Source organism: Kitasatospora sp. NPDC127067 (genome assembly GCF_042724755.1).
Lineage (GTDB): Bacteria > Actinomycetota > Actinomycetes > Streptomycetales > Streptomycetaceae > Kitasatospora > Kitasatospora lactacystinica.
Window position 1 is genome coordinate 1 of the sequence record NZ_JBHXEM010000303.1, and the last position, 1,524, is coordinate 1,524.

General features: G+C 66.7%; 2 protein-coding genes. Both read right to left on the minus strand.

Annotated elements, in window-relative coordinates; all coding sequences use genetic code 11:
* Positions 1–35: 35 nt before the first annotated feature.
* A complete protein-coding gene (locus tag ACFWJ4_RS41590) occupies positions 36–1,040 on the minus strand; it encodes an IS3 family transposase (RefSeq protein ID WP_380349971.1) in 1,005 nt (334 codons plus the stop codon).
* Positions 1,041–1,060: 20 nt separating this feature from the next.
* Positions 1,061–1,444: a transposase gene (locus tag ACFWJ4_RS41595; RefSeq protein ID WP_380349974.1), complete on the minus strand. Its 384-nt coding sequence runs from the start codon at positions 1,442–1,444 to the stop codon at positions 1,061–1,063.
* Positions 1,445–1,524: the final 80 nt, after the last annotated feature.

The window sequence follows — 1,524 nt, forward strand, 5'->3', positions numbered from 1 at the left end:
CGGAAGATTTCAAGTCCAGTGAGACAGTCGTGACGCTATGAGGTTTGTGGTGCGGGTTCCCTGCGCTTGGCCGGGTCATTGATCCAGGCCGTCTGCGGTATCTCGGGCGGTCGGGGACGACGGCCGAAGCGTTCGGGATGCCGGGCGTATGCCTCGGCGAGGGTGACGGCCCGCTGCTCGCGGACCTCCTCGGCGGTGCCGAAGTGCACGCTGGCAGGTGTGTGAAGGCCGATTCCCGAATGCCGGTGCTCGTGGTTGTAGTACGAGATGAAAGCGTCGAACCATTCCCGGGCATGGGCCAGGGAATCGAACCGCTGTGGGAAGTCGGCCATGTACTTGGTGGTCTTGAACTGGGCCTCGCTGTACGGATTGTCGTTGGAGACCTTGGGCCTGGAGTGGCTTCGGGTGACGCCAAGGTCGATCAGCAGTTGGGAGACCTTTTTTGAGGTCATCGAGGTGCCGCGGTCGGCGTGCACGGTCTCGGGCACGATGCCGTTGCGCTCGATGGCCTCGCGGATCAACTCCTCGGCCCGTTCGGCCGATTCGGCCAGTTCGACGGTGTGGCCGACGATGTAGCGGCTGAAGATGTCGATGATGACGTAGGCGTGGTACCAGATGCCCTTCCCAGGGCCGGCTGCCTTGGTGATGTCCCAGGTGAACACCTGAGAGGGTGCGGTGGCGACCAGTTCGGGCACCGTCTTGGCCGGGTGGGTGGCCTGGCGGCGTCGCTCACCGCACTGCCCGCGTTCGCGCAGGATGCGGTACATCGTGGAGACCGAGCAGTGGTAGCGCCCGGCGTCCAGCTCGCGGGCCCAGATCTGCGCGGGAGGCAGTTCGGCGTACTCGGCGTTGTTCATCAACTCCAGGACCGCTGCCCGCTCTTCGGGTTTCAGGGCTGACGGCTGGAGCTGTGGCCTTCTGGGCTCGCGCGCGGGCGGCGGCTTCAGCCTGCGGTAGTGGGTGGCCCTGGAGCGGCCGGTCAGCCGGCATGCGGCCGTGATGCCCAACTTCTGCTCGATGCCGGTGAACGCCTCGTCCACGACGGGGTCGGCGGCGTGTGTCAGTCCGCGCTCTCGGAGATCATTTCCAAGAGCGCCGACGCTTTTCCCAGCACCTCCAGCGCGGCTTTGTTCCTGGCCAGTTCCTTCTCCAGCCGTTCCACCTGGCGGCGCAGCTTCTCGTTCTCGACCTCGGTGGCGGACTTCTTCGGACGGGCCGGGCTCGTGCGCCGGTCGACCAACTTCTCCAGAGCCCCGGCATCGCGCGCGGCCCGCCACTCGGTGACGTGCGAGTGGTAGAGGCGCTCACGGCGCAGGACCGCGCCCTTCTCGCCTTCGGGCGCGGCGTCGTACTCGGCCACGATCCGCAGCTTGTACTCGGGGCTGAACGTGCGGCGCTTCGGCCTGGGGGCCGGGTGGGGCGCAGACGGGTTGGTGCTGGTCATCAGGGGTGGAACTCCTACTCGGGCCCTCTCAGGCTAACCCGACAAAGCGGGATGTCTCACCCAAGGCTGGCAGAGAGGGC